General features: G+C 51.0%; 17 protein-coding genes. 14 read left to right on the top strand and 3 right to left on the bottom strand.

The genetic code is table 11. From position 1 onward, the window contains the following. The first annotated feature begins 15 nt into the window (after nt 1-15). Genes nrdH through nrdF form a run of 4 tightly spaced genes read left to right on the top strand, consistent with a single transcriptional unit; the run spans nt 16 to nt 3,792 of the window. Nucleotides 16-237 carry a glutaredoxin-like protein NrdH gene (gene nrdH / locus E1162_RS00945; RefSeq protein ID WP_155125692.1) on the top strand — a complete coding sequence of 74 codons (222 nt, stop codon included), beginning with the start codon at nt 16-18 and terminating at the stop codon, nt 235-237. Nucleotides 238-255: 18 nt separating this feature from the next. Then, complete coding sequence (nrdI, locus tag E1162_RS00940; protein ID WP_155125690.1) at nt 256-660, top strand: class Ib ribonucleoside-diphosphate reductase assembly flavoprotein NrdI; 405 nt, start codon at nt 256-258, stop codon at nt 658-660. After that, on the top strand, nt 648-2,792 hold the full coding sequence (gene nrdE / locus E1162_RS00935) for a class 1b ribonucleoside-diphosphate reductase subunit alpha (protein ID WP_155125688.1): 2,145 nt from the start codon (nt 648-650) through the stop codon (nt 2,790-2,792). The genes nrdI and nrdE overlap by 13 nt, the downstream gene beginning before the upstream one ends. 10 nt (nt 2,793-2,802) lie before the next feature. Continuing rightward, a complete protein-coding gene (gene nrdF, locus E1162_RS00930) occupies nt 2,803-3,792 on the top strand; it encodes a class 1b ribonucleoside-diphosphate reductase subunit beta (RefSeq protein ID WP_155125686.1) in 990 nt (329 codons plus the stop codon). A gap of 174 nt (nt 3,793-3,966) precedes the next feature. Here nrdF and E1162_RS00925 read toward each other — a convergent pair whose 3' ends face one another. After that, a complete protein-coding gene (locus E1162_RS00925) occupies nt 3,967-7,635 on the bottom strand; it encodes a vitamin B12-dependent ribonucleotide reductase (protein ID WP_155125684.1) in 3,669 nt (1,222 codons plus the stop codon). Between the two features lie 831 nt (nt 7,636-8,466). Between E1162_RS00925 and E1162_RS00920 the strand changes: the two genes are divergently transcribed. Then, a complete protein-coding gene (locus tag E1162_RS00920) occupies nt 8,467-8,853 on the top strand; it encodes an NADH:ubiquinone oxidoreductase subunit NDUFA12 (protein ID WP_155125682.1) in 387 nt (128 codons plus the stop codon). 82 nt (nt 8,854-8,935) lie between these two features. Here E1162_RS00920 and E1162_RS00915 read toward each other — a convergent pair whose 3' ends face one another. After that, nucleotides 8,936-9,598: an alpha/beta hydrolase gene (locus E1162_RS00915; RefSeq protein ID WP_155125680.1), complete on the bottom strand. Its 663-nt coding sequence runs from the start codon at nt 9,596-9,598 to the stop codon at nt 8,936-8,938. 315 nt (nt 9,599-9,913) lie between these two features. Here E1162_RS00915 and E1162_RS00910 point away from each other — a divergent pair, with 315 nt between their 5' ends. The 9 genes from E1162_RS00910 (at nt 9,914) to E1162_RS00870 (ending at nt 17,970) form a co-directional block, all read left to right on the top strand. Continuing rightward, complete coding sequence (locus E1162_RS00910; RefSeq protein ID WP_155125678.1) at nt 9,914-11,095, top strand: cysteine desulfurase family protein; 1,182 nt, start codon at nt 9,914-9,916, stop codon at nt 11,093-11,095. A gap of 36 nt (nt 11,096-11,131) precedes the next feature. Beyond that, complete coding sequence (gene sufB / locus E1162_RS00905; protein ID WP_155125676.1) at nt 11,132-12,604, top strand: Fe-S cluster assembly protein SufB; 1,473 nt, start codon at nt 11,132-11,134, stop codon at nt 12,602-12,604. Between the two features lie 57 nt (nt 12,605-12,661). Then, nucleotides 12,662-13,414, top strand: coding sequence for a Fe-S cluster assembly ATPase SufC (gene sufC, locus E1162_RS00900; protein WP_155125674.1), 753 nt, complete (start codon nt 12,662-12,664; stop codon nt 13,412-13,414). Between the two features lie 18 nt (nt 13,415-13,432). Beyond that, nucleotides 13,433-14,731 carry a Fe-S cluster assembly protein SufD gene (sufD, locus tag E1162_RS00895; protein ID WP_155125672.1) on the top strand — a complete coding sequence of 433 codons (1,299 nt, stop codon included), beginning with the start codon at nt 13,433-13,435 and terminating at the stop codon, nt 14,729-14,731. 4 nt (nt 14,732-14,735) lie between these two features. Continuing rightward, nucleotides 14,736-15,986 carry a cysteine desulfurase gene (locus E1162_RS00890; protein WP_155125670.1) on the top strand — a complete coding sequence of 417 codons (1,251 nt, stop codon included), beginning with the start codon at nt 14,736-14,738 and terminating at the stop codon, nt 15,984-15,986. Between the two features lie 7 nt (nt 15,987-15,993). Then, nucleotides 15,994-16,389 (top strand): SUF system Fe-S cluster assembly protein, encoded by a 396-nt coding sequence (locus E1162_RS00885; RefSeq protein WP_155125668.1) that lies wholly within the window; start codon nt 15,994-15,996, stop codon nt 16,387-16,389. Nucleotides 16,390-16,421: 32 nt separating this feature from the next. Further along, a complete protein-coding gene (locus E1162_RS00880) occupies nt 16,422-16,799 on the top strand; it encodes a HesB/IscA family protein (RefSeq protein WP_155125666.1) in 378 nt (125 codons plus the stop codon). A 12-nt stretch (nt 16,800-16,811) separates the two neighbouring features. Next, nucleotides 16,812-17,471, top strand: a complete 660-nt coding sequence (gene tenA, locus E1162_RS00875) for a thiaminase II (RefSeq protein WP_371311751.1) — start codon at nt 16,812-16,814, stop codon at nt 17,469-17,471. A 118-nt stretch (nt 17,472-17,589) separates the two neighbouring features. Continuing rightward, nucleotides 17,590-17,970, top strand: coding sequence for a TfoX/Sxy family protein (locus E1162_RS00870; RefSeq protein ID WP_155125663.1), 381 nt, complete (start codon nt 17,590-17,592; stop codon nt 17,968-17,970). A 14-nt stretch (nt 17,971-17,984) separates the two neighbouring features. Here E1162_RS00870 and E1162_RS00865 read toward each other — a convergent pair whose 3' ends face one another. Beyond that, entirely contained in the window at nt 17,985-19,049 is a 1,065-nt protein-coding gene (locus E1162_RS00865; protein WP_155125662.1) for a GGDEF domain-containing protein, read from the bottom strand. Between the last annotated feature and the right edge of the window lie 127 nt (nt 19,050-19,176).

Below are 19,176 nucleotides of genomic sequence, written 5' to 3'. Positions count from 1 at the left end.
GGTGCGAGAGAAGATATGACCATCACCGTTTACAGCAAGCCATCTTGTGTCCAGTGCAACGCGACTTATCGCGCGCTGGAAAAGATCGGCGTTGATTTTAACATTGTCGACCTAAGCGAAGACGATGCCGCCTTCAATCACGTTCAATCCCTAGGCTACAAGCAAGTACCCGTCGTAGAAGCGCGCGGCGACCATTGGGCTGGTTTCAGGCCAGACAAGATAGCTGCCCTCGGCTAATAGTCCGGCGCTATCAAATTGGGAACGCTTGTTTATTTCTCAAGCGCATCTGGAAACACCCACCGCTTTATCGAACGCTTGGGCGCTCCTGCACACCGCATAGCCTCCAAGCGATCCGAGCCAACGCCGCTCGTTAAAGAGCCGTACATTCTCGTCCTGCCAACCTACTCAGATGGGTACGGGCGAGGGGCCGTCGCAAAGCAGGTGATTGGTTTTCTAAATGATGCGCAACAACGAGAACTCATCAGAGGGGTGATTGCCTCAGGCAATCGCAACTTTGGCCGTTACTTTGCCTATGCTGGTGATGTGGTCTCTCAAAAATGCAATGTGCCACTGCTCTACCGCTTCGAACTTGCAGGTACGGCGACCGACATCTCACGCGTTGAAAACGGGATTAAAAACTTTTGGAAATGGAACTCTTAACGTCGCCTGTTACTGAAACTGTCGGCTCCGATTATCACGCCTTGAATGCGATGTTGAACCTTTACGATGAAAAGGGGCAGATCCAATTTGGCGCTGATAAAGATGCGGCACGGCAATATTTTTTACAGCACGTAAACCAGAACACTGTGTTCTTTCACAGTCTGGAGGAAAAGCTCGGCTACCTGATCCGCGAAGGATACTATGAGGCGCAAGTGCTTGCCCAATATGAAGGCGGGTTTGTCAAAGAGGCCTTTCAAGGCGCTTATGCCAAGAAATTCAGGTTTCCGACGTTTCTTGGCGCGTTCAAATACTACACGAGCTACACACTTAAAACCCGTGATGGAAAGCGGTATCTAGAGCGCTTCGAGGACCGCGTTGTAATGGTGTCTTTGGCGCTAGCGGGCGGTGACAAGCAACTGGCTCTAAAGTTTATTGACGAGATACTTTCCGGCCGCTTTCAACCTGCGACACCCACATTTCTGAACGCTGGAAAGAAACAGCGCGGCGAGCTAATTTCCTGCTTCCTTCTCCGGCTGGAAGATAACATGGAATCCATTGGCCGAGGTATAAACTCGGCGCTACAATTATCTAAACGAGGCGGTGGTGTCGCTTTGCTCCTTACCAACCTTCGTGAGGCAGGCGCACCAATCAAGGGGATAGAGAACCAATCCTCCGGCGTCATTCCTGTCATGAAATTGCTGGAAGATAGCTTTTCCTATGCAAACCAGTTGGGCGCTCGTCAGGGTGCTGGTGCGGTGTATTTGAATGTCCATCATCCCGATATCCTGAGCTTTCTTGATACCAAGCGTGAGAATGCAGACGAAAAAATTCGTATTAAGACGCTTTCGTTGGGAGTGGTGATACCGGACATCACCTTTGAATTGGCCAAGAACGACGAGGAGATGTACCTGTTTTCTCCCCACGATGTGGAGAGGGTCTACGGCGTACCGTTCTCGCAGATTTCGATAACTGAAAAATACCGCGAACTAGTAGACGATCAGCGCATTAGAAAAAAGAAAATTCGCGCGCGTCATCTATTTCAAACCATTGCGGAAATCCAGTTTGAAAGCGGCTACCCATACATCCTTTTTGAAGACACCGCCAACCGAGCCAATCCGGTAGACGGGCGCATCAACATGTCGAACTTGTGCTCGGAAATTCTGCAAGTGAATGAAGCTTCGCAGTTCAGGGAAGACCTTTCCTATCAGCACATGGGCAGCGATATCTCTTGCAACTTGGGCTCGCTCAACATCGCGAAAGTCATGGACGGTGGTAATCTTGCCGTTTCGGTTGAAACGGCCGTTCGCGGCCTAACCGCAGTATCGGACATGAGCGCTATCGAAAGCGTTCCTTCGGTGAAAAAAGGTAATGATGAAAGCCACGCCATTGGCCTAGGGCAAATGAACCTTCACGGCTTTCTTGCGAGGGAGCGTATCCACTATGGCTCGAAGGAGGCTATCGAGTTCACGGGTCTCTATTTTTATGCGGTCGCTTACCACTGCTTAAAGGCATCGAATAAGCTGGCCAAGGAGCGGGGACAGAGCTTCAAAGGCTTTGAAAAAAGCCGCTACGCCGATGGGACGTATTTTGATAAGTATCTGACTAAGGACTGGAAACCAAAAACAACAGTGATTGCCAGCCTTTTTGAAGCTTTCGGTATTGAGCTGCCAACCAAAGAAGACTGGCAGCTATTGAAAGCTGAAGTTATGGCGCATGGTCTCTACAACAGAAATCTTCAGGCCGTACCGCCGACAGGGTCCATCAGCTATATCAATAACTCCACCTCTTCAATTCATCCGGTCGTTTCAAAAATCGAGATACGAAAAGAGGGAAAGATTGGCAGGGTCTATTTCCCTGCGCCATATCTGAGCAATGATAATCTTGAATTCTATGCTGATGCTTATGAAGTCGGACCTGAGAAGATCATCGATACGTATGCGGCCGCAACAGAACATGTTGATCAGGGCCTTTCCCTAACTCTCTTCTTTAGAGACGACGCAACGACGCGCGATATCAACCGCGCGCAAATCTATGCGTGGAAGAAGGGGATCAAGACGATTTACTACGTCCGCCTTCGTCAAATGGCTCTGGAAGGCACCGAGGTGCAGGGCTGCGTTTCTTGTTCGCTCTAAGGAATTTACGATGACCGTTCTTACTGCAACACACAGTGCAACCTTGCGCATTCCCCGTGCAATCAACTGGAACCGCCTTGAGGATGATAAGGATCTGGAGATCTGGAACCGGCTCACAGCGAACTTCTGGCTACCAGAGAAAATCCCACTTTCCAATGACATCCAAAGTTGGGGCACTTTGCATCCAGACGAGCAGTTACTGACCATCCGCGTCTTTACCGGACTGACTTTGCTGGACACAATTCAAAACACCATAGGTGCTCCCGCGCTTATGGCTGATGCGCTGACGCCCCACGAAGAGGCGGTGCTGACCAACATTGCCTTCATGGAGGCCGTTCATGCGCGCAGCTATTCATCGGTATTTTCTACGCTCTGCCAGATGAGTGATGTAGACGACGCTTTCAGGTGGTCCGAGGAAAACGAGCATCTCCAAGCCAAGTCACGGCTCATCCTCGATGAGTACGATGCAGGCTCGTCCCCTTTAAAACGGAAAATCGCCAGCGTGTTTCTGGAGAGCTTCCTGTTCTATTCTGGCTTCTATCTACCTATGCACTGGTCTAGCCGGGCAAAGCTCACCAATACCGCTGATCTCATTCGTCTCATCATTAGGGACGAAGCCGTGCATGGATACTACATCGGCTACAAGTTCCAACGCATGTGTGAGCGCTTAAACCCTGACGAATACAACAGGACCAAGGACTTTGCGTTCTCGTTGATGTTTGACCTTTATGATATCGAGAGTAAATATACGCAGAGCCTTTATGATTGTGTGGGCTTGAGTGAGGATGTGAAGCACTTCCTCCATTACAACGCCAATAAGGCTCTAATGAACCTAGGCTTCGAAGCGCTTTTCCCTGAGAGCGTGTGTCAGGTCAATCCAGCGATCATGGCAGCTCTATCTCCCAATGCCGACGAAAATCACGATTTCTTCTCTGGTTCTGGCTCATCCTATGTAATCGGCAAGACTGTCGCGACAGAGGATGAAGATTGGGATTTCTAAGTTAGATTTTGTTGGCCCCAGCCTTATTCTGGGGCCAGCACAACACTTCCAAACGACAGATGTCATCATCCGCTCATTCCGAAGGTTCAGCGGCATCAAACGGACCTACCTTTGAGACAAAAAAGGCCCTGATTTTCATCAGGGCCTTAATTATTTTCGTCTTAGCAGAGCATCTTAGGAACAGCCGCTCGTAGAGCCGCAGGTGTCACACTTCAGGCAGGTGCCGTTACGCACCATAGTGAAGTTACCGCACTCGGCGCAGCTTTCCCCTTCGTAGCCCTTCATGCGGGCTTGCGCCACTTGAGAGGCAATGGAAACCTGAGGCGCAGCTTCTGCCTGACTAACCTTTACTTCCTGAGCAGGCTCAACGTCGCGGTTGAATGCAGTCGCAATCGCCGCACTTTGAGCAACCGCACCACCTGCAAGCTGAACAGCTGGATCACCGCCCGGAACAAGGCGGAAGCGCTCTGTTTGGCCACGAACAAGACCGTGGGACACGAAAGCAGGGCGCTTTTCTTCAGAACCCGCGTTTTCAGTTGCCGGAGCAACGGAGGTCGCGCTGGTAATCGCCTCTGGCGGAACGTGTGCCAGATCGTTGCGAGCCAGATAAGAGACAGCGAGCTCTCGGAAGATGTAGTCCAGAATGGATGTTGCGTTCTTGATCGCATCATTGCCCATTACCATGCCCGCTGGTTCAAAGCGGGTGAAGGTGAAGGCATCTACATATTCTTCAAGCGGCACACCGTACTGCAGGCCAAGGGAGATAGCGATTGCGAAGTTGTTCATGAGAGAACGGAACGCAGCGCCTTCCTTGTGCATGTCGATAAAGACTTCTGCCAGGCGGCCATCCTCGTACTCACCAGTGGTGAGGTAGATTTTGTGACCGCCAACAGAGGCTTTCTGGGTGTAACCCTTGCGGCGGTTCGGTGGACGCTCGCGGCTGCGGATGTTGCGCTCGATAATTCGCTCCACAATCCGTTCTGCGACAAGCTCTGCACGAGCTGCCTGAGGCTGTGCGATGATGTCCTCTACAATATCCTGTGCATCATCCTCTTCATCTTCGAGAATCTGGGCATTCAGAGGCTGAGACAGTTTGGAACCATCACGGTAAAGAGCGTTCGCCTTCAGACCAAGCTTCCAAGAAAGCATGTAGGCGTCTTTACAATCCTCAACACTGGCGGAGTTCGCCATGTTGATGGTCTTTGAAATAGCGCCGGAGATGAACGGTTGTGCAGCAGCCATCATGCGGATGTGGCTATCTACAGACAGGTAACGCTTGCCAATTCGGCCACAAGGGTTCGCACAGTCAAAGACCGGATAATGCTCTTCCTTCAGGTGCGGCGCACCTTCCAGCGTCATTGCACCACAAACGTGGGTGTTTGCAGCTTCAATGTCCGCCTTGGAGAAACCAAGGTGGGAAAGAAGATCAAATTCAGGATTATCCAACTGGTCGGCAGGAACACCGAGAGTACCGGTCAGCAGATCGTCACCAAGGGTCCAGCGGTTGAATACGAACTTAATGTCGAAGGCAGAACCAAGGGAAGCTGCCAGCTTCTCAAGCGCCTCATCCGTAAAGCCTTTAGCGCGAAGAGAAGCGCTGTTGATTGCAGGGGCCTGCTCGATAGAGCCGTGACCTACTGCGTAGGCTTCGATTTCTGCGATATCAGCTTCGCCATAACCAAGTGCACGAAGAGCGTGCGGTACAGCGCGGTTGATAATCTTGAAGTAACCACCGCCAGCAAGCTTCTTGAATTTCACAAGAGCAAAGTCAGGCTCAATACCGGTGGTGTCACAGTCCATAACCAGACCGATCGTACCGGTTGGCGCGATCACGCTGGTCTGCGCGTTGCGGTAACCGTGCTTTTCACCAAGCTCAAGAGCGCGGTCCCAAGCAAGCGTTGCGCGCTCGATCAGAATTGGTTCTGGGCAAGACTTGTGGTCCAGCGCGACAGGCAGGGTAGAAAGGCCCTCGTAGCCCTTGGTTTTGCCATGTGCAGCAGTGCGGTGGTTGCGAATAACGCGCAGCATATCTTTTGCGTTATCAGCATAACCCGGGAACGCACCCAGCTCGCCAGCCATTTCAGCGGAGGTCGCGTAGGATACACCGGTCATGATCGCTGTGATGGCACCACAAAGTGCGCGGCCTTCATCGCTGTCATAAGCAAGACCGGAGGTCATGAGAAGACCGCCAATGTTGGCATAGCCCAGACCGAGGGTGCGATAGCGGTAGGATAGCTCTGCAATCTGCTGAGATGGGAACTGAGCCATCAAAACAGAGATTTCAAGAACCATGGTCCAAAGACGCACGCCGTGTTCGAAGGTCTCGTGATTAAACGAACCATCTTCCTTGCGGAACTGAAGCAAGTTCAAAGAAGCGAGGTTACACGCAGTGTCATCAAGGAACATGTATTCCGAGCATGGGTTGGATGCGCGGATTTCGCCAGCCTGAGGGCAGGTGTGCCATTCGTTGATGGTGGTGTGGTACTGAAGGCCCGGATCAGCACAAGCCCAAGCAGCATAGCCAATCTGTTCCCAGATTTCCTTTGCTTTCACGGTCTTGGTGACCTGATCAGTTGTGCGGCCGACAAGATCCCAATCGCTATCTTCGTTGACAGCAGTAAGGAAGCCATCAGTCACACGAATGGAGTTGTTGGAGTTCTGGCCGGAAACGGTCAGATAAGCCTCAGAATCCCAATCGGTGTTGTAGCTCGGGAACTCGATAGTCTTATAACCCTGACGAGCGAACTGCACGACGCGCTGGATGTAGTTATCCGGCACGAGCGCCTTTTTAGCGGCGCGCATTTCACGCTTCAGAACAGGGTTCTTCTTCGGGTCAAAGCAATCGTCGCCGCTGCCTTCGCAGTTTACGCAGGCGCGCATAACCGCCTGAAGATGCTGCTGACAGATCTTGGAGCCGGTTACAAGAGCTGCAACCTTCTGCTCTTCGGTCACCTTCCAGCTGATGAATTCTTCAATGTCCGGATGGTCCGCATCAACTACAACCATCTTAGCAGCACGGCGGGTGGTGCCGCCGGACTTGATAGCGCCAGCTGCACGATCACCAATTTTCAGGAAGCTCATGAGGCCGGAGGACTTACCACCACCAGCAAGAGACTCGCCTGAACCGCGAAGGCGGGAGAAGTTGGTGCCGGTGCCAGAGCCGTATTTAAACAAGCGAGCTTCACGAACCCACAGGTCCATGATGCCGTTCTCATTCACAAGATCATCGTCTACGGACTGGATGAAGCAAGCGTGTGGCTGCGGGTGCTCGTACGCGGTTGCGGAGCGGGTCAGCTCGCCGCTTTCAAAGTCTACGTAGTAGTGACCTTGGCTTGGTCCATCAATGCCGTACGCCCAATGCAGACCGGTGTTGAACCACTGCGGGGAGTTTGGCGCAACCTTCTGGGTTGCCAGCATGTAGCGCAGTTCATCATAGAACGCCTGCGCATCAGCTTCGCTATCGAAATAACCGCCTTTCCAGCCCCAATAGGTCCAAGTGCCAGCCAAGCGATCAAAAACCTGACGTGAGTCAATTTCAGAACCGAAGCGCTCATCTTTCTTGATGCGGGAGAGGGCCTTCTCATCAGGCTCCTTGCGCCACAGCCAAGACGGCACGGTGTTTTCCTCAACAGCCTTTAGCTTTGCAGGAACCCCGGCCTTACGGAAATATTTTTGAGCAAGAATGTCGGAAGCTACCTGCGAGAATTGGGCAGGAACCTGAATGTTCTCCAAGCGAAATACAATGGACCCGTCCGGATTACGGATCTCACTGGTCGCAGTGCGAAACTCGATGTCGGCGTAAGGGGATTGCCCCTCTTTCGTATAGCGCCGTTCGATCTTCATATAAGCCCCCTTTGACGCAGCATGTGCTGCTCGTGCCTGTCTAAATCAAACCAATAGGGAACAAGGTCAGTTTGCCGCTTTAACCCTTGCTCGCCGTATCGCAGAAGGCTCTCGCCTTCAGTCCGTCCACATCTTGGGGTTTTGTGGCAAAAATCGCCTGCGTCACAACATATAGTATGCGCAGGTTAACGAAAACACAATTTCTGCCATCGGTCAGGCCAAAAAAATACGTCACCCGTCTAATCAAAGAAGCAGGTACGCAGCATTTTTCTAACTGATTATTGGAGAACGCGTGGCTTTCGCCCAAAACCCCTAAAACGATCAATCAACAGCACTGAAATTAAATTGAATCGTTGGGCGCGGTCAAGCGTCACAGGGCCAGTGATTGTGGTATGTCACTTCTTCGCGACACAAAATCTAGTAGGGGTGTGTGGATGCTCTGTTGATAGTACCTACGTACCATACTGGCATAATCAGCAGAAAATAACGGATAAGCGACAATGTGTCCCGCTTGTAAAAAAGTGGGTGCGCTGTGGGAGAACTCAATTTCCAAATCAGTGGAAAAAAAATGGAGGCATCTGCAAAATTTTTTATGCGAATTTTCCTCTAATATATTTCAAGTTTGACCGTTCGTGAGAGCGCTCTCTTAAGGCTCTGAAACTACATTTATTTTGGTGTTTTGCGTGGTGCCGGAATATTTTCGGGGTCAAACATTCTGTTGATTGTTTTGTTTACGCAAAAACACAAAGGCGAGCACTGGACACAACATGCGGATGCGTTCATATTCGCCCCAACAAATTGAACCACAGACCGTAAAGGGGATTTGGAGCCATGAAGACATTTCTGCTCCAGCTGTTTACCTGGTGGGGTAGCGAAACCATGGGTACCCGTTTCTTCACTTGGAAGAAGGGTATCGTCGTCGGCGATGACGAGTATGGAAACCGCTACTATAAAGAGCGCAACGGCAAACGTCGCTGGGTCATCTATAATGGCGAGGCAGATGCCTCCAAAATCCCTCCCGGCTGGCACGGGTGGATGCACCACAGAACTGATGTGCCGCCATCTGAAAGCAATTATGAGCCGCGTGATTGGGAACTTGGGCACAAGCCAAACCCTACAGGCTCTCCGCAAGCTTATCGTCCGAAAGGTTCTATCCTTTCAGGAACCAAGCGCGACAAGGTGAGTGGCGACTACGAGGCTTGGACACCCGGCCAGTAAGCTCGCCCAAAGCCGAGATACTAAAAAACCCGCTCCAAGAGAGCGGGTTTTTTGTATTCACTACATGTAGTGTGCGGCAGCCTTAAAGAGACTGAGGATCATTGATGACGCCAAGGCGGCGATCAAGATAGTCTGCACACTGGTCGATAAGCATATCGACATGGTTTTCGAAGAAGTGGTTCGCGCCAGGAATTTCCTGATGGTCGATAGTGATACCCTTTTGGGTCTTCAGCTTGTCGACAAGCGCCTGAACGTCCTTCTGTGGCACAACCTTGTCGTTCTCGCCATGGATGATGAGGCCGGAAGACGGGCAAGGGGCCAGGAAGGAGAAGTCATGAAGGTTTGCAGGAGGAGCAACAGAGATGAAGCCTTCCACTTCAGGACGGCGCATAAGCAGCTGCATACCGATCCACGCACCGAAGGAGAAGCCGGCAATCCAGCATGCACGAGCGTCTGGGTGAATGGTCTGTACCCAGTCTAGCGCTGCTGCTGCATCGGAAAGTTCACCCTGACCGTGATCGAACTGGCCCTGAGAGCGACCAACACCGCGGAAGTTGAAACGCAGAACCGCAAAACCGCGCTGCGCAAACATGTAGTAAAGTTTGTAGCAGATCTGGTTGTTCATGGTCCCACCGAACTGCGGATGCAGGTGCAGGATCAGGGCGATTGGGGCGTTTTTCTTTTTCGCAGGGTGGAAGCGGCCTTCCAAGCGGCCTGCTGGACCGTTAAAGATCACCTCTGGCATGAGCGTGGGGAGTCCTTTTCGTTGTTTGTTTACATATATATCTTTGGGTTAGCTAACCCGTAATCAACAATTTTCGAGTCTAAAACTTGACTATTTGACCCAAGTTTATTACAGCTAGTTTAGAACAGTTCGAAAGTGCTTTCCAATTGTGTCTATTAGCGAACTCCGGTAGATAGCTTCTACCAAGTTGACAAAAGAGGAAAGCGCTGCCGTTCGACATTAGTCATATCATAAGTGTAGCGGCAAATAGCAAGGATTCCGTTTAGCTGCAAAGGCAACTTGGGAAATTTTCAACTTAAAACCTTGATATCAACGATGAGTGTCACTTTAAACCTCACATATCTCGACCATAACGCAGGCGCTCCGACTCGTCCCCAAGCAATTGAGGCGATGGTCAACGGCCTGTCCACGGTTGGAAATGCCTCCTCAATCCATGCAGCGGGCCGTGGTGCTCGTGGTCGCATGGAAGCTGCCCGCAAAGAAGTTGCGGCGCTGCTAGACGCGATCCCGCAAAACATCGTCTTCACCAGCGGTGGAACGGAAGCCAATGTTACCGCGCTTTCTCCCGTTTGGATGAAGAACGGCGAGCCGTTCACTCTCTCGAAACTGTTTGTCAGTGCTGTCGAGCATCCATCTGTTCTTTCAGGTGGGCGTTTTGCTCCAGAAAACATCGAAATCATTCCCGTCGACAAAAACGGCGTAGTCGATATTGACTACCTCCGCGACATGCTTGCCAAAGTGCCAGAGGGTGAAACAGCTCTTGTGTCGGTGATGGCAGCAAATAGTGAAACCGGTGTGTTGCAGCCAATTCAGGAAATTGGCGTTCTGGTGGAAGATGCAGGTCATCTGTTCCATGTGGATGCTGTCCAGTTGGCAGGCAGGCAAGAGCTTTCAATCGGCCTAATCGGCTGTCACGCTCTCAGCATTTCCTCCCACAAGCTAGGCGGCCCGCAGGGCGTTGGTGCACTGGTTCTTGGCAAGGGCGACTTGCGTCCAGCTCCGCTACTCAAGGGCGGCGGTCAGGAAGCGTGGCGCCGGGCAGGAACTGAAAACGCTGCGGGCATTGGTGGTTTTGCAGCAGCCGTAGCAGCCCACCGCAGCACCGAAAATGAATATGAGCGGCTTATCGCTCTTCGGGAAACATTGGAGCAGGGGCTGAAGAAGATCAGTCCGGAAGCGACCATTTTTGGCGAGGGCGCATCCCGCCTGCCAAATACAACATGTTTTTCCGTCACTGGAATTGCCGCGGAAACAGCCCTGATCTCTTTTGATCTTTCCGGCGTAGCTGTTTCGTCCGGTTCTGCCTGTTCCTCAGGAAAAGTTGGGATATCTCACGTGCTTAAGGCTATGGGGGTTGAAGAGCAGGCGGCAAAAGGCGCAATACGGGTGAGTATTGGCTGGAGTACGCAGGAAACCGATATCACACGCTTTTTAGAAGCGTGGGCAAAGATTTACCAGCGCATGGGACCTGCCAAGCAGGCTGCCAGAACGCTGTAGAATATGGAGTGGGTTCGGCCCTTTACGGAGTGAAATATGGTTGCAGTTCAAGAAACCATTGATCAGGTCAAGGCAATCGACGTTGATCAATACAAATACGGCTTTGTTACAGACATCGAGTCTGAACTTGCGCCTAAAGGGTTGAATGAAGACATTATCCGTTTCATTTCCGCAAAGAAAAGCGAACCTGAATGGATGCTGGAATGGCGTTTGGATGCTTTCCGTCGTTGGAAGACAATGGAAGAGCCATCTTGGGCCCGCGTTCACTATCCAAAGATCGACTTTGAAGACCTGCACTACTATGCAGCGCCAAAGACTGCCGAAGGCCCAAAGAACCTCGACGAAGTAGATCCAATCCTTCTTGATACCTATAAGAAGCTGGGCATTCCGCTTTCCGAGCAGGAAATTCTGGCAGGTATTGCGCCAGAGCATCGCATCGCTGTCGATGCTGTCTTTGATAGTGTGTCCGTTGCGACCACCTTTAAGGAAGAGCTCGCAAAAGCTGGCGTTATCTTCTGCCCGATTTCTGAAGCGATCCGCGACTATCCTGATCTCGTCAAACAGTACCTCGGCACCGTCGTTCCCGTCACTGACAACTTCTATGCGACGCTGAACTCCGCAGTCTTTTCTGACGGCTCGTTCGTGTACATTCCAAAAGGCGTCCGTTGCCCTATGGAACTGTCCACCTACTTCCGCATTAACGAACAGAACACCGGCCAGTTCGAACGTACGCTCATCATCGCTGATGAAGGTTCTTACGTTTCCTATCTGGAAGGCTGTACAGCGCCTCAGCGCGATGAAAACCAGCTGCACGCAGCCGTGGTAGAACTTGTCGCTCTGGAAGGTGCGGAGATCAAGTACTCCACCGTTCAGAACTGGTTCCCGGGCGATGCAGAAGGCAAGGGCGGTATCTATAACTTTGTGACCAAGCGCGGCGATTGTCGCGGCGATAACTCCAAGATCGCATGGACACAGGTTGAAACCGGCTCCGCTATTACATGGAAATACCCAAGCTGCATTCTTCGTGGTGACAACTCCGTTGGCGAGTTTTATTCCATCGCGATTTCCAATGGCTACCAGCAGGTAGACAGCGGCACCAAGATGATCCATCTAGGCAAGAACACCTCCAGCCGCATCATCTCTAAAGGTATTTCTGCTGGTCGCTCCCAGAACACCTATCGCGGTCAGGTATCGGCTCATCGCAAAGCAAAGAACGCCCGCAACTTCACCCAGTGTGACAGCTTGCTCATTGGCGATCAGTGCGGCGCTCACACCGTGCCTTACATCGAGAGCAAGAACGCAACTGCGGTGTTCGAGCACGAAGCAACAACATCCAAAATCTCCGATGACCAGATGTTCTACTGTCTGGCCCGTGGCCTTAACGAGGAAGAGGCGGTTGCCCTTATCGTGAACGGTTTTGTTCGGGACGTTATTCAGCAGCTTCCAATGGAATTTGCCGTTGAAGCGCAAAAACTCATCGGTATCAGCCTCGAAGGCAGTGTCGGCTAACGCGAGCGGACGCATATCGCAGTCATAACGAATTTAGGAATGAAGAGATAAACGCACATGCTTGAAATCAAGAACCTGCACGCAAAAGTCGACGGCAATGAAATTCTTCGCGGCGTAAACCTCACAGTTAAACCGGGCGAAATCCACGCAATCATGGGACCAAACGGTTCCGGTAAGTCCACCCTGTCTTATGTTCTTTCTGGCAAGGAAGACTACGAGATCACCGAGGGCTCCATCACCTATAATGGTGAGGACATGCTTGAGCTTGGTCCCGATGAGCGTGCTGCTGCTGGCATGTTCCTCGCTTTCCAGTACCCGATTGAAATTCCGGGTGTTGCGACCATGACCTTCTTGAAGACCGCTTTGAACGCTCAGCGCAAAGCCCGTGGTCTCGAAGAAATGCCAACACCTGAGTTCATGAAGCTCGTTCGCGAAAAAGCTGCTGACTTGAACGTGACGCCTGAAATGCTGCGCCGTCCGCTCAACGTTGGCTTCTCCGGCGGTGAAAAGAAACGCGCTGAAATTCTTCAGATGTCTTTGCTTGAGCCTACCCTTTGCATTCTCGACGAAACCGATAGTGGTCTCGACATTGATGCTCTGCGTATCGTTTCCGAGGGCGTTAACAAACTCCGCTCCCCAGAGCGTTCGATGATCGTCATCACTCACTACCAGCGTTTGCTTGACCACATCGTCCCTGATGTCGTGCACGTTCTCTCCAAAGGCCGCATTGTAAAAACCGGCGGCAAAGAGCTGGCTCTTGAGCTTGAAAAGAACGGCTACGCCGACTTTGTGGACGAGAAAGCAGCTTAAACTGGGTGAGGTGGACTTATGAACGCTGAAGCACGCGTACAAGGTACGCAAGCCGAGCAGGGGCTCATCGAACAGTTTGCTGCACTCAAAGCATCTGGCGAAAGCTCTGCTGACATTTTGGCCGTACGTGAAAAAGCATTTGGTGCTTTTGAAGCTGCTGGCCTGCCACACCGCCGTGTTGAAGATTGGCACTATACGGATCTGCGCAGCAAAATGCGCACCGCGTTTCCAATCAAGGAAGCTAAAAGCGGCGGTGTACTGAACATTGAACGCCTGAATGCCTGCGTGTTCACGCTTGAAAACGGCCGTCTCAACGAAGCTCTTTCAAGCTTTGGTGATCTGGAGCAGGGTGTGATTGTACGTCCGATGAGCAAGGCTCTTGCTGCACAGACACCAGAAGCATTTGGCACTGTTGCGACGCAGGATGATGCGCTTGTAAACCTCAACACCGCCTTTATGCAGGATGGCCTTGCCATTCGCGTAAAAGACGGTGTGAAGCTTACAAAGCCGATCCACATTATTCACATCAACAGTGAAGGTGAAAGCGCATCCTACCCGCGCAACCTTGTTGAGATTGGTGAAGGCGCCGAGGCTGTTATCGTAGAGCGTTACGTTGGCGACAACGATGCTGCCTACCAGATCAACGCACTTAGCGAGATCAAAGTTGCCGACAAAGGCAGCCTGATCTGGGTAAAGCTGCAGCAAGATGGTGAGCAGGCACAGCACATCGGTAGCACCGCTGTACACCTTGGTGAAGAAGTCGAGTTTGACCACTTTACCTTGAACACCGGTAGCCAGCTTTCGCGCTCTCAAGTGTTTGTGGCATGCGCTGGTGAAAACTCCAAGATCGGTTGCCGTGGCGTATCCATGCTCTCCGGCAAACAGCACAGCGATATCACACTGCTTGTTGATCACGCTGTACAAGCCTGTGAAAGCCGCGAGTTCTATAAGTCCGTTGTTGATGACAACGCGCACTCGGTCTTCCAGGGTAAAATTATCGTTGCACCTCATGCACAGAAAACTGACGGCCAGATGATGGTCCAGTCGTTGGTTCTCACCGATGATGCACAGGTATCGGTAAAACCCGAGCTGGAAATTTTCGCAGATGATGTGCAGTGTGCGCACGGTTCAACCACTGGCGATATTGATGAAGACCTGCTCTTCTATCTCCGCGCTCGTGGTATCCCTGAGGCACAGGCACGCCAAATGCTCATTATCGCTTTCCTTTCCGAAGTGATTGAAGAAATTGATAATGAACGCGTGGTTACACTGCTTGAGGACTTGGTCAAAGAGTGGCTAGAAGCCAAAAAAGGATAATGCCATGAATTCCGTCGTTGGGATCGCAGAGCTTACAAACGCCTATGATGTTGAGGCTATCAGAAAGGATTTTCCTATCCTTTCCCGAGAGGTCTACGGCAAGCCATTGGTCTACTTGGACAATGGCGCTTCAGCGCAGAAGCCACAGGCTGTGATTGATGCGATCACCAAGGTTTACACGGAAGAATATGCAAACGTCCATCGCGGGCTGCACTACCTGTCCAACACTGCGACAGAAAATTTTGAGGCTGCCCGCGGTAAAGTTCAGCGTTTCTTGAATGCCAAGGATAACGACGAAATCGTCTTTACCCGCTCTGCGACTGAGGCGATCAACCTTGTTTCCTATGGCATGGCTGACCAGATCGGCGAGGGCGATGAAATCGTCATCTCCATTCTCGAGCACCACTCCAATATCGTTCCGTGGCATTTCCATCGTGAACGTTCCGGCGCGGTTCTTAAATGGTCACCTGTTTCAGAAGACGGTACGTTCCTGATTGAGGAGTTTGAAAAGCTCCTCACAGAGAAGACCAAGCTGGTTGCTGTTACCCAGATGTCCAACGTCACCGGTACAATGGTTCCGGTAAAGGAAATCTGCCGCATTGCCCATGAGCGCGGTATCCGCGTTCTGGTTGATGGTTCACAAGGTGCCGTACACCTTCCGGTCGATGTTCAGGATATTGATTGTGATTTCTATATCCTGACTGGCCACAAGGTTTACGGGCCAACCGGTATCGGCGTGCTCTACGGTAAAAAAGAAGCGCTCGAAGAACTGCGTCCGTTTAACGGCGGCGGCGAGATGATTAAAGATGTTACCGAAGACATGGTGACATACTCTCATCCACCACATCGCTTTGAGGCAGGTACACCTCCAATCGCACAGGCTATTGGCCTTGGTGCTGCGCTTGATTATATGGATGCAATTGGCCGTCCTAAAATTCTGGCGCACGAACTGGCCCTGCGTGATTACACAGCTGAAAAGCTGCAGGAAATCGAAAACCTGCGCGTGTTCGGCACATCACCGGAAAAGGGTGCTATTTTCTCGTTTGAAATTGCGGGCATTCACGCCCACGATATTTCTATGGTAATTGACCGCGAGGGGGTGGCGGTTCGGGCTGGCACCCACTGCGCACAACCACTACTTAGCCGTTATGGTGTTACCAGCACCTGCCGTGCTAGTTTTGGTCTATACAACACTTTTGAAGAGGCCGACAAACTGGTCGAAGCCCTCAAAAAAGCTGTAAAACTGTTCGGATAGGAAGTTAATGTCGGATCACATCGCACGCAGCGAATTTACAGACGAACCGCTGACGCAAACAGAGATCAAACAGACAAGCGCTATTCCGGCTGATGAGCTGGAGCGTTTGACCGGCGATATTATTGCCGCGCTCAAAACTGTTTATGATCCTGAGATCCCGGTCGATATCTATGAGCTCGGCCTCATTTACAAGGTCGATATTGAAGATGACCGCTCGATCAAGATTGACATGACTTTGACAGCTCCGGGTTGCCCTGTAGCTGGCGAAATGCCGATCTGGACAGAAAATGCAGTTAGCTCGGTACCGGGCGTTGGTCCGGTTGATGTGACTATGGTCTTTGACCCACCGTGGGATCCTAGCCGTATGTCTGACGAAGCACGCGTGGCGCTGAATTACTTCTAGCGCCACCAATCAGGAATTTGGAAGACAGGTAGATGATGGCAGCCAATAGCTTCAAAGTTCTTTCTGTAAACGATGCAGCAGCTGAGTATATTCGCGATATCATGTCCCAGCGGGATGATAATCCGGTCGGCTTGCGCATTGGCATCAAAAAGGGCGGCTGTGCGGGTATGGAATACACCATGAGTTTGGTGGACGAGCCCGTTGCTGGAGATGATGTGGTTGAGGAAAAAGGCGTAACCATTTTCGTGGAGCCTTCCGCTGTTCTTTATCTGTTGGGCACAGAGCTAGGTTATGAGGCCACTAAATTTAAAAGTGGTCTCACATTCAAAAACCCAAATGAAGTTTCAGCGTGTGGCTGCGGGGAGTCTGTAGAACTCTCCCCGTCTGACCTGCCGCAGTTCAACCGTTAAGGGCGAAATCCGGTGACATTTTTTGATGAGTTGAAGACTGTTAATGCGCAGTCTTGGGAACGCTATTGCGATCACGAGTTTACCAGAGGTCTTGCAGATGGCACCCTGCCACTTGCAGCGTTCCAGAAGTATCTGGTTCAGGACTTCCTCTTTCTCATCGATTTTGCCAGAGCCTATGCGCTTTCTATCTATAAAAGCCATTCTCTGGAAGAGATGCGCAAAGGGCTGGAAGGCGTGAAGGCGATCCTTGATGTCGAGATCAATCTTCATTTGCGCCTTTGCGAGCGCTGGGGATTGACTGAAAAGGACATCGAAAACGCACCGCACGAGTTGGCAACACTTTCCTATACCCAGTACGTTTTGGAAACTGGCAACCGTGGTGACCTTCTTGATCTGAAGATTGCACTTGCCCCTTGCGTTATCGGTTACGGTGAAATCGCAGCGAACCTCGCAAAGGTTCCCGGCGCTCTTGATAACAGCAACCCATATGCGGAATGGATCAAGGAATACTCATCCCCTGAGTATCAAGAGCACATGCATGGTGCGATTGCCGAACTGGAAGGTCTTGCTCAACGTTACCTGACAGATAACCGCCGCGAACGCGCTCACAAGATTTTCAAAACCGCTACAGATCTTGAAGCCAACTTCTGGCAGATGGGTTTGGAAGGCTGAACCTAGCCTTTAGGTGTGTGGAAAACTACTTATTTTCCTAAAGTCACTATCTAAAGGAATATTGTGCATCCCGTGTGATCCCCTCACTATTGATCTATAGCAAAGAGGGGGGATTGCTATGGTGCACAAACCAATAGAACCAGCGCATTCTGAGCTGCTATCGCTCTGCGGCGTTAATGTAAGACCGATGTTTGGGGGACTCGGCTACTTTGATGCAGGTAAAATGTTCGGGCTGGTCCATACAGACAAGTTATACTTGAGAGCTGGCGAAACAAACGTTGCCGACTACCTCATCGTTGGCCAGATGCCATTTGTACATGAAGTACATGGAGAGCATCACGCACTCTCGTTTTATTCAGTACCGCGCCCTATAATTGAAGAGCCGGAATTACTTAGGGGATGGGCAGAAAAAGCGCTGAACGAAACGCGCCGTGTCACATCAAGACAAAGAATTTCCAGATATAACCTTGCCCGAAGAGGGCGTGCATTAAAGCACTAGAAGAAGCTCAAAGGCTACGCAACTTGCGTAGCCTGTTCTTTTGCAGCTTCCAGTTCACGCTCCGTCTTAACCAGATTTCGACCAGCACCTTTGGCAGCATATAGTGCGGTGTCCGCACGGGCGATCAAAGTCTGGCTGCTGTCTTCATCATGAAGCTCTGCAACACCGATAGAAATGGTAATACGGCCGAGGTTCTCACCCGTGGAGCGTTTCACTAGTTCCTTTGAAATAACAGAGCGTCTGATTTTCTCCGCAATATCTTCGGCTTGGCTTAGTTTGGTACGCGGAAGAATAACGGCAAACTCTTCACCGCCATAACGGCAGGCGATATCGTGGGACGAAACGTTCTGCTTGGTAGCAAGTGCCACAAGCCTAAGCACCTGATCACCAGTCTGGTGACCATAGTTGTCGTTAAACTGCTTAAAATGATCAATATCGGTGATCAGCAAGCACAACGGGCTATAGCTATCGCGTGCATACTTAATTTCACGTTCAATACTTTGATCGAAATGACGACGGTTATGCAAGGTGGTCAGCTCATCCGTATGGGATTCATAACGGATCGCTTCCAAGCCTTCCTGCAAAGTCTTGATCTGGTTACGTGATTCAGCAAGTTGGGTGCGCAGCTCTTGATTGTTATCAGCGGTGCGCGTTGTGACACGCAGCAAATCCATAACGAGCTGGTTCAACTGTTCAGGGGACTGGTCCAGACGGAGTTTTTCAAGCGCATTTGTAAGATCACGGGCATATTCCGCAGTATCTACAGAGCCCTTGTCCAATACCTTTACAAGATCGGACACTTCCTCGGAAATTTTGGACCCGACTTCGTCAATACGCTCACCCAAGCGATCTGGCGACAAGAAACGATTGTAGATTTTAGATGCTTGTTCGGCGTCGAGTTTGCCCTCGCTGGTCAACAGCTTGTTGATCGCGCGGTTCAAGCTCAAATTGAAGCCGGAAACATAACTATACCAAAGCTCGTAATTCCTTGGAAAGGCGGGAAGATGACATGCCTTAATATAGTCCAGCGCACGCTCTGCGTAATCTAGAGTACGCTGGTAATCATTTTTCTCAGCCATTGGGTGCCCGTCGAAATAAATGCATTCCCCAGTCAAACGATATATAAAATATCTCTAATATTACAGTATATAAATATACCTAATTAGAAGTTAACTGGGGATCCAATTTCCGTATAGTTAGTCTTTT

The sequence above is a fragment of the Pseudovibrio flavus genome, from assembly GCF_009711345.1.
GTDB lineage: Bacteria > Pseudomonadota > Alphaproteobacteria > Rhizobiales > Stappiaceae > Pseudovibrio > Pseudovibrio flavus.
Note: the sequence above shows the minus strand (reverse complement) of the source record. Positions and strands in the feature narration are given on the sequence as shown.

What these genes read in the sequence shown, in the direction of transcription:
- sufB (WP_155125676.1), top strand. Translation starts at nt 11,132, where the DNA reads ATGGTTGCAGTTCAAGAAACCATTGATCAGGTCAAGGCAATCGACGTT.
- E1162_RS00870 (WP_155125663.1), top strand. Translation starts at nt 17,590, where the DNA reads ATGGTGCACAAACCAATAGAACCAGCGCATTCTGAGCTGCTATCGCTC.
- E1162_RS00915 (WP_155125680.1), bottom strand. Translation starts at nt 9,598, where the DNA reads ATGCCAGAGGTGATCTTTAACGGTCCAGCAGGCCGCTTGGAAGGCCGC.
- nrdF (WP_155125686.1), top strand. Translation starts at nt 2,803, where the DNA reads ATGACCGTTCTTACTGCAACACACAGTGCAACCTTGCGCATTCCCCGT.
- E1162_RS00865 (WP_155125662.1), bottom strand. Translation starts at nt 19,049, where the DNA reads ATGGCTGAGAAAAATGATTACCAGCGTACTCTAGATTACGCAGAGCGT.
- sufC (WP_155125674.1), top strand. Translation starts at nt 12,662, where the DNA reads ATGCTTGAAATCAAGAACCTGCACGCAAAAGTCGACGGCAATGAAATT.
- E1162_RS00925 (WP_155125684.1), bottom strand. Translation starts at nt 7,635, where the DNA reads ATGAAGATCGAACGGCGCTATACGAAAGAGGGGCAATCCCCTTACGCC.
- E1162_RS00880 (WP_155125666.1), top strand. Translation starts at nt 16,422, where the DNA reads ATGATGGCAGCCAATAGCTTCAAAGTTCTTTCTGTAAACGATGCAGCA.
- E1162_RS00890 (WP_155125670.1), top strand. Translation starts at nt 14,736, where the DNA reads ATGAATTCCGTCGTTGGGATCGCAGAGCTTACAAACGCCTATGATGTT.
- E1162_RS00920 (WP_155125682.1), top strand. Translation starts at nt 8,467, where the DNA reads ATGAAGACATTTCTGCTCCAGCTGTTTACCTGGTGGGGTAGCGAAACC.
- E1162_RS00910 (WP_155125678.1), top strand. Translation starts at nt 9,914, where the DNA reads ATGAGTGTCACTTTAAACCTCACATATCTCGACCATAACGCAGGCGCT.
- nrdE (WP_155125688.1), top strand. Translation starts at nt 648, where the DNA reads ATGGAACTCTTAACGTCGCCTGTTACTGAAACTGTCGGCTCCGATTAT.
- sufD (WP_155125672.1), top strand. Translation starts at nt 13,433, where the DNA reads ATGAACGCTGAAGCACGCGTACAAGGTACGCAAGCCGAGCAGGGGCTC.
- E1162_RS00885 (WP_155125668.1), top strand. Translation starts at nt 15,994, where the DNA reads ATGTCGGATCACATCGCACGCAGCGAATTTACAGACGAACCGCTGACG.
- nrdH (WP_155125692.1), top strand. Translation starts at nt 16, where the DNA reads ATGACCATCACCGTTTACAGCAAGCCATCTTGTGTCCAGTGCAACGCG.